We start from the raw sequence: 9523 nt of genomic DNA on the forward strand, positions 1-9523 counted from the left end.
ATTGCGAAATCTGCGTACTGAATCGGCAGTGGCGCTAAGGGTGTACCCCTTTCGGAAATCTTGCTACGCCTAGCGGACGCACCAGAGGGCTGATCTTGAGAGTAAGCATTGTACAGCGCTGCTAGTTCCTGAATAAACACACCCATTGACCAGGCATCAGAGACAACATGGTGCATACATACACTCAAGACGTGTTCTGTCTCAGACAGCACAATTAATGTTGCCCTTACTAATGCTTCACTTGCCAGGTTAAAAGGTTGAATAGCTTGGGTGATTGCTAATTGCTGACTAGCAATTTCTTGCTCAGTTGTCGATAACTCTTCACAGTCAATTACTGACATCCTCCAAGCAGTTTCTGTGTGAATAATTTGAGTTGGTTGTCCATCAACTATGACGAAGTTAGTGTGTAAAGCTTCGTGGCGAGCAATGATTTCATGCAAGCTTTGTTCTAAGACTGTTTGATTGAGAATTCCGACTAGACGCAAAGCTAAAGATATGTTGTATATGGCACTGTTTGGCTCTAACTGGTCTAAAAACCACAGACGCTGTTGAGCAAATGATAGTGGTAGCTCTGCATTCTTTGCTCTTGGTAAAATGGGCGTGGAAGTTAGTTCAAAGTTTTGTTGTTGCAACTGCCCAATAAGATGCGCCAATTCAGCTACTGTCGCAGCGACAAACAACTCACGCAATGGTAGTTCCACTTTGAAAATGTTGCGGATGCGTGAAACCAGTTGTGTTGCTAGCAGCGAGTGTCCTCCAATTTCAAAGAAGTTATCGTAAATGCCTACAAGCTCTACTTTCAGCACTTGCGCCCAAATTTGTGCCAGCATTTCTTCAATTGGGGTGCGCGGGGCTATATATTTGTCTGTGATTTTGCTGTGTAAATCTGGTGCGGGTAGAACGCGGCGGTCTACCTTACCGCTAGGAGTTAGTGGCAATAACTCCAACATCACAAAAGCGTTGGGTATCATGTACTCTGGCAGCTTTGCTTTGAGGAATTGCCGCAGTTCACTGATTGTGGGTGTAGACTGCTGATGTGCTACTACGTAGGCGACTAAGCGCTTATCACCAGGGGTATCTTCGCGGGGAATGACACAAGCTGCTTGTACATCACTATATTGGCCTAATGCTGCTTCAATTTCGCCTAACTCGATGCGAAAACCACGTATTTTTACTTGGTTATCGATACGACTCAAGTATTCAATATTGCCATCTGTTAAATAGCGTACTAAATCCCCAGTTTTATATAATCTACTCTCTCCCGTTTCATCAAACGGGTTTAAGATGAATTTCTCTTGTGTCAACTCTGGACGATTGAGGTAGCCCCTAGCTAGGGAGACACCACCGATGTACAACTCTCCTGGGACACCAATAGGTACAGGCTGTAAATATTTATCTAAAATATAAATTTGTGTATTTGCAATTGGCTTTCCAATGGGAGGAAGTAACGGCCAATTTTCCACTGGATCAGTCAGTCTAAAAGTAGTAACCACATGACTTTCCGATGGACCATAATGATTGTGCAATGTACAATCACTAAGTTTGCCCAACCATTGAGAAATCGCCGGAGTAATCTGCAACTGTTCCCCAGCAGTAATAATTTCCCTCGGATGACTATTAACTAACTCACTATCAATAGCGACTTCAGCTAGTTGCTGTAAAACAACAAAGGGAACAAACAGTCTCTCAACAGCTTTTTCTTTGAGGAAACCTAACAAAGCTACTGGATCTCGGCGTAGTTCCTCCCCAATTAAGAACAATGTGCCTCCCGATAACCAGGTAGTGAATATTTCTTGGAAGGAGACATCAAAGCTAATAGGGGCAAATTGCAGGGTTTTTGCTCCAGTAGAAATTGTATTATTTTGAAGTTGCCACAGAATCAGATTGCAAAGAGCAAGCTGATTAAGGGCTACACCTTTAGGTTTACCTGTAGAACCAGAGGTATAAATTATATAAGCTAAATTATTCGTTTGTACACTAGTAATGGTATTGTGCTGACTTGAAAGAGAAATTGCTTGCCAGTCAGTATCTAAGCAAACAAGATGTGCTTGATGCTCAGGCAGTCTCTCAAGGAGTCGCTGCTGGGTTAGTAGCACTGAAACTTGAGCATCTTCAAGCATGAAACTCAGGCGCTCAGTTGGATACTCTGGGTCAAGTGGCAGGTATGCCCCGCCCGCCTTAAGAATACCTAGTAGTGCCACGACCATTTCTAAAGAACGCTCCACATATAAACCGACCAGCACATCGGCTTTTACACCCAAAGACTGCAAGTAATGTGCCAACTGGTTAGCACGACAGTTCAATTGCTGGTAAGTCAGTTGTTGATTTTCAAACACCGCTGCTACAGCATTGGGGGTACGCTCCACCTGCTCCTCAAACAACTGATGGATACACTTATCAAGGGGATACTCAGCTTGAGTATCGTTCCATTCGACAAGTAACTCTCGTTGTTCCAGTTTTGTCAGCAGGGGCAATTGCGAAATTTGCTCTTTAGGATTAGCAACAATGCCTGACAGCAAAGTTACAAAATGACCCGCCATCCGCTCGATAGTACTTGCATCAAACAAGTCGGTGTTGTACTCCCACGTACTCACTAGTCCAGTGGTAGTGTTTTCCATGAATAAAGTCAAATCAAACTTGGCAGTTGTCCTTTCTGTCACTAATGGACTGACAGTTAACCCAGTCAGATCCACTTGAGATATGGAAGCATTCTGGAGGAGAAACATCACCTGAAACAACGGTGTATGGCTGAGATCCCGTTCTGGCTGCAATGCTTTTACCAACTCCTCAAAGGGCAGGTCTGAATGAGCGTAAGCTTGCGACATCAGTTGATGCACTCGACTTAGCAACTGCTTAAAACTGGGATTACCTGACAAATCGGTACGTAGCACTAAGGTATTGACAAAAAAGCCAATCAAGTCTTCAGTTTCAAAGCGATCGCGGTTAGCAATGGGCGTACCCACTAAAATGTCATCAGAGCCTGTATAGCGATAAAGTAAGGTAACAAATGCTGTGAATAGCGTCGTGAACAGGGTGGCTTTCTCTTGCTTACTAAAATTGGCAAGTGCTTCACTCAGTTCAATTGAAAGTTTTATATGTTGACGCGCTCCTCGGAAAGTTTGAATCGCTGGTCTAGGTCGGTCTGTGGGTAATTCTAGTAAGCTAGGAGCGTTTTTGAGTAGTTGCTGCCAGTAGTTAAGCTGCCTTTGGAGTACTTCTGTTTGCAACCACTGCCGTTGCCAAATAGCAAAGTCGCCATACTGAATTTGTAGCTCAGGTAGCTCTGGGGACAAGTTATTGCACAGAGATGAGTAAATGGTTGCTAACTCCCGCATCAATACACCCACTGACCAAGCATCGAAGACAATGTGGTGTAATGTTAGTAACAAGACGTGTTCTACCTCTGTGAGTTTAAGCACAGAAGCTCGGATTAAACCAGAGTTAGCGAGGTCAAAGGGTCGAATAGCTTCTGCCGTAGCTAATTGCTGGCAAGCGATTTCTCTTTCACTTTCAGGTAGCTCTGTTAGGTCTACTACTGACAAATTTAAAGTTAAGCTTTCAGCAATTACCTGAACTGGCTGCTCGTTAAAGGTTCGGAAGTTGGTACGTAAGGCTTCGTGGCGAGCAACAATTTTGTTGAGGCTTTGCTCTAGTGCCACGACGTTTAGATTACCACGAAGTCGTAGAGCTGCTTGTTCGTTGTAGAAGGGGTTATTTGGTTCCAACTGGTTTAATAACCAGATTTGTGCTTGGCCAAAAGACAGAGGTAAGTTCTGAGTGCGATCGCCTTTGATCAGGGGTAAATCAGTATCAGTGGCGATACCTCCGGTGAGCTTTGCTAACTCATTTTTCTGGTGCAGCCACAAAATAAGTTCTGCTTTATTCTTAACTAATAACTCACGAGTTTCTGTTGTCAATACTCCCTTTGGAGCATTAGCACGTAACTGTTCACCTTCAACCCACAATTTCACACCTTGCTGGGAAAGTTCAGCTATAAATTGCTTGATATTCATATAATTATTACCTTCAACTAATTCGTAATTCGTAATTCGTAATTCGTAATTAATGCTATTTGATGTTGATCATATTGCTATTTCTTCTCTATCAATTGCACCTAAGTTAATATCTGGTTCTGGATGTTGTTTCTCTAGCTTTAGTGCTATTTCAGCTATTGTGGGAGACTCAAACAAACTTGCTAGAGATAATTTGATATAAAAAATATTTCGTAATCGGGACAAAACCTGAACAGCTATTAGGGAATCTCCTCCCAATTCAAAAAAGTTGTCATTGATTCCCACTTTCTTGATTCCCAAAAATTCTTGCCAGATATCGGCAATTTTTTGCTCAAGTTCATCGCGGGGAGCTATATATGAATTTGGCAAATCGGGTCTTGAGTGGAGTGCAGATAAGTTTTCTGGCTGAAAATTATCCGACTTTTTTTGTAATGAAAGCTGTGATTTTTGGCCAGTCTCTTTTTGTCCAAACTTTGTGCTAAACGCGACTGGTACAGAAGCTTGAGCCATAATAATCTTATGCTCAAACGCTTCAGTTTCTGGAAAAGCAGCAACTTGGACAAAATCTTGAGCGCGTAATGCTTCAAACCACTCATTTTTGATAATAAAAGGCTGACCTGGGCTGCGTCTATTATCATCTAAAAGTTTCAACAGCAGACCCCAAGTCATATCAAAGTCTATTTTCGGCTGAGTAATTTCCCACACTAATAGGAAACCGCCAGGAGCTAATAAAGAGCGTACATGGTGGAGTGTTTGATCTATGTTCCGAGTTGCGTGCAACACATTAGAGGCGATGATGATATCAAAGCTACACTTTTCAAATCCTTGCTCAGTTGGAGACTTGTCTATATCTAGTAATCGATATTCAACAAATGGATAGTCCTTAAATTTCTGTTGGGCTTTAGTCAGGAAGCCGCTACCAATATCAGTAAAAGTATAGTTGGTTTGTTTTGAAGGCAACACAGGTAGTAATGCTTGCGTAGACATACCAGTACCCGCGCCGATTTCCAGGACTCTCAGGTGAACCGATGATGGCAATGACTTAACCACTTGTTCCAGGCTTGAGCGCAAGATAGAGTTGTAGTAATTTAGTAATGCCAATTCTGAATTTGAACCGTTGTTTTCTTCTTGATAAATCAGTTCATTGAAAAACTCTAAGGGTTCTTGTTCACCAACAACAACGGCAGCTAAATTTTCACCACAACGCTGCACTAAATCTACTGTTAGAGATTTAGCAGCCATTCTCACTCTGACTTCTTCTAAAAGTTCATGAATCAAATCTTGCGAACATGGCACTAGTCCAGTAAATAACCCCTCCTGTTGCTGTAGTTGTCCTTGCTCCACTAATATTTGCAACCATCTACACACCAATTGTTGATAACGGGGAGTTATATGGCATTGCGCCAACAAATTCTCTAAAGAATACTTTTCTTCAGCATTCTTAAAAGCCCCTAATTGCTTGAATGCAGAGTTGATGTAGGCTGTACATAAACGATCCAACCACTGTCTGTTTTCTTGATATGTTAACTCGTTGAGTTCTGCATCTCCAACACTTGCTTGATTCTGACCTGCTTCTATGAGCGATGTCCACAATTGTGATGTTGTGGGTAAGCTTTGCAACTGCCCCCCATCTGTTTTTTGTGGGGGGTCAATCCAATAACGTTGGCGCTCAAAGGGATAAGTTGGTAAGGGAAGACGATAATATTCCTCCTGACTATAGAATCCAAACCAATCTATATTGACTCCAGCCAGCCAGAGTTGACCTAATGTATTGAATAAAACACGAGTATCGGATTGCTTTTCTTGAGGATGACGTACTGAAGTCAACACTGTTTGTGCAGATGCTTTGTCTGGATGCCTTTTAGCTAATGTAGTCAGTGTGTGTCCTGGCCCTACCTCTAGTAAAATTTGCTCAGGTGTTGCCAATAATTTCTCTACACCTTGGGCAAACAGCACTGTGGAACGCAGATGTTGAGCGTAATAGTCAGGATTTGTGGCTTGTGTGACTGTAATCCATGTACCAGTCAGGTTGGAGATATAAGGAAGTTTAGGGGGATTTAAGGTAACTTGTTTTACTCGTTCTGCAAATGCGTTTAAGATTGGTTCCATCATTTGCGAATGGAAAGCATGAGAAGTATGCAGAGGTTGACATTCAATCCCTTGAGTAGCTAGCTGATTTTGTAGCGCCTCTATTGCTGCTATAGAACCGGAAACCACGCACTGCAAGGGTTGATTAATCGCTGCAACAGAAAGTTCCGATCCTAATAGGGATTTTATCTTGTCTATGGGGAGGGGAACAGAAAGCATTGCCCCACTAGGAAGTTGCTGCATCATCTGTCCGCGTGCTGCTACCAGAGATAAAGCATCTTCTAGGGAAAAAACACCTGCTAGAGTTGCTGCTACATACTCGCCAATACTATGACCGATCGCAGCTTGTGGCTCCACTCCCCATGACTGCCATAATTTAGCTAGGGCGTATTCAATTACAAAAATAGCAGGTTGAGCAACGGCTGTTTGTTGAAGTTGCCGCGATGCCTCATCAATCTTTTCCTCACTAGGGTAAAGAATATGACGTAAATCTTGCCCTAGTAAGGGTTTAAGAACTTCTGAGCAATAATCAACTTGTTCTTTAAATACTGTCTCAGTTTCGTAAATTTCCCGCGCCATATTGACATACTGAGAACCTTGGCCAGGAAACATAAAGACAACAGACCGTTCTGTAATCTCTGTATAGTTGGTAAATACTTGTTTTGACTCTAAACCTGTAACAGCATCTTCTAAGTCTTGACAAATTAACATCCGTCGGTGATTAAAACCCCGGCGACCACTATTGAGCGTATAAGCTACATCGCCTAAGTTGAGTTCTGGATGCTCTTTTAAATGCGTGATTAAATTAGCTGTTGCCTTCTCAAGCGCACTCGCAGTCTTAGCCGATAAACACAACAATAAATATTTATTTTTGAATTTTGAATTTTGAATTTTGAATTGATTTGGTGCTTCCTCTAAAATTACATGAGCATTAGTACCCCCGATACCAAAAGAACTAACTCCAGCACGGCGAGGGTTGTCATTTGTTTTCCATTCAGTCAAGGTTGTATTGACATAAAAAGGACTGTTAGCAAAATCAATTTTGGGATTAGGTGTCTCGAAGTGCAAACTAGGAGGCAGCATTTGATGTTCCAGTGCTAATGCAGTCTTAATCAAACCTGTGACACCTGCTGCTGTATCCAAATGTCCCAAGTTGGTTTTTACCGAACCAACAGCGCAGAAGCCTTTTTTATCAGTACTTTGAGTAAAAGCTTGAGTTAACGCTGCGATTTCAATCGGATCTCCTAAAGGTGTAGCGGTGCCATGAGCTTCAATATAGGAAATTGTTTCGGCATCTACACCAGCTATAGCTTGAGCCTCGCTAATGACTGCTGCTTGACCACTGACACTGGGAGCAGTGTAGCCGACTTTCATTGCACCATCATTATTGATCGCCGAGCCTTTAATAATTGCATGGATGTGGTCGCGATCGCTTATTGCATCCCTTAATCTTTTCAATACCACAATACCAGCACCGCTACCGGCAACAGTTCCTTGTGCTTTAGCATCAAAAGCACGGCAGTGTCCATCAGGAGAAAGAATCATTTCCTCTTGATACAAATAACCTCTTTTTTGGGGAATGCTGATAGAAACTCCACCAGCTAAAGCCATATCACATTCACCATTTAATAGACTTTGACAAGCTAAATGAACAGCAACTAAAGAAGTAGAACAGGCAGTTTGGACATTCACAGCTGGCCCTGTCAAGTTGAGTTTATAAGCAACTCGTGACGGCAAAAAATCTTTATCGTTGGAAGTTCCCAATTGGAGAAGGCTAAATGTCTCTAATAATTGATGATGAGGATAAAGATTATTGAGCAAATAACTATTTATCCCCACACCACCATAAACCCCGATTAAACCGTTGTAAGTTTGTGGGTCATAACCAGCTTTTTCTACTGCTTCCCAAGCTAATTCTAAAAATAGGCGTTGTTGTGGATCTATTAACTCAGCTTCTTTTGCACTATAAGTAAAGAAATTTGCATCAAACAATTCAATCTCTGGTAAAGCAGCACTAGCTTTCACATAATTAGAATTACTCAGGAAATCTGGAGAAACACCAGAATTTATCAATTCTTCATCTGTTAGCCAGGAGATAGATTCTACACCATCACGTAGATTCTGCCAAAAAGATTCAATATCTTTTGCTCCTGGAAACCGCCCAGCAGTAGCAATTATTGCTATCTCAGAATTGTTTAAATCATTATTATTAACTGAATCTACTTTCATTTTTTACCTTCTTTTCTGAGAACGATGCTGTTGTCTAAGTTGTAATTGTTGGTTTTTTAAAAATTTGCTATCACTATGAGTTTGAATACGAGAACTTTTTTCTGTAAACGTATCTTCTTGATTGAATTTAGTCTTTAAGTATTGGCTTAAAGTATGTATATTTGGGTAATTAAACATATCAACTATTGACAGTTCTAAACCAAATTTTTCTTGCAATTGCTGATTAATTCGTACCAGTAGTAACGAATGACCTCCTAGTTCAAAGAAATTGTTGTAAATTCCTACCTTTTCTACTTCCAATGCTTTTTGCCAAATGTCAGCAATGATTCTTTCTACCTCTGTATTTGGCATTACATAATCTGATAATTCCTGATGTAAATTTGGGTCAGGTAGAGCGCGACGGTCTACTTTACCGTTAGGTGTCAGGGGTAAGGACTCCAATATCACGAATGCTGTTGGCACCATATACCCAGGCAGTTTATCGGCAAGAAACTGACGCAGTTCGCCCGTTGTGAGTGTTACCTCTTTTTGCGGCACTACGTAAGCGACTAAACGCTTATTACCTGGAGTTTCTTCTCGGATAATCACACAAGATGCTTGGACATCAACGTTTTGGCTCAGTAGTGCTTCAATTTCTCCCAACTCGATGCGGAAGCCACGTATTTTTACTTGATGATCAATGCGTCCTAAGTATTCGATATTACCATTCGGCAAATAACGCGCCAAATCTCCGGTTTTATATAATTTTGAATTTTGTACGCCTTTGGCGTTCCCGTAGGGTATTTTGAATTTTGAATTATTAAAGGGGTTGGTAATGAATTTTTCCTGAGTTAGTTCGGGGCGGTTGAGATAGCCTCGCGCTAGTCCCACACCACCGATGTGTAACTCTCCCGCTACACCAATCGGTACTGGTTGCAAGTTTCCGTCTAAGATGTAGACTTGTGTATTGGCGATCGCTCTACCAATAGAGATTTTCTCATCATTGTCAGTGCATTTTGCAATCGTGGCACAGACAGTAGCTTCTGTTGGTCCGTAGGCGTTGAAGAAGTTTCTGCCAGCAGACCATTGCCTAATTAATTCAACAGAACAAGCTTCTCCAGCTACAATAATTGTTTGCAGTGCCGGAAGTTCCTCAATCGGCATAACTGCTAACGCCGATGGTGGTAGCGTGACATGGGTAATAGAATAATCAC

3 protein-coding genes are annotated in these 9523 nt (G+C 41.8%); all 3 read right to left on the reverse strand.

Annotated features, from left to right (window positions below; genetic code table 11):
- Nucleotides 1–4013, reverse strand: a 4013-nt coding sequence (locus HWQ37_RS11755) for a non-ribosomal peptide synthetase (RefSeq protein ID WP_292747292.1), incomplete at its 3' end; no start/stop codon positions are given.
- Nucleotides 4014–4082: 69 nt separating this feature from the next.
- A complete protein-coding gene (locus HWQ37_RS11760; RefSeq protein WP_292747294.1) occupies nucleotides 4083–8330 on the reverse strand; it encodes a beta-ketoacyl synthase N-terminal-like domain-containing protein in 4248 nt (1415 codons plus the stop codon).
- A gap of 3 nt (nucleotides 8331–8333) precedes the next feature.
- Nucleotides 8334–9523 (reverse strand): non-ribosomal peptide synthetase (locus tag HWQ37_RS11765; protein ID WP_292747297.1); only part of this gene is annotated, 1190 nt, incomplete at its 5' end.

The sequence above is a fragment of the Nostoc sp. NMS4 genome (genome assembly GCF_017115095.1).
Lineage (GTDB): Bacteria > Cyanobacteriota > Cyanobacteriia > Cyanobacteriales > Nostocaceae > Nostoc.

Coding starts and splice junctions, on each gene's coding strand:
- HWQ37_RS11760 (WP_292747294.1), bottom strand. CDS start 8,330: ATGAAAGTAGATTCAGTTAATAATAATGATTTAAACAATTCTGAGATA.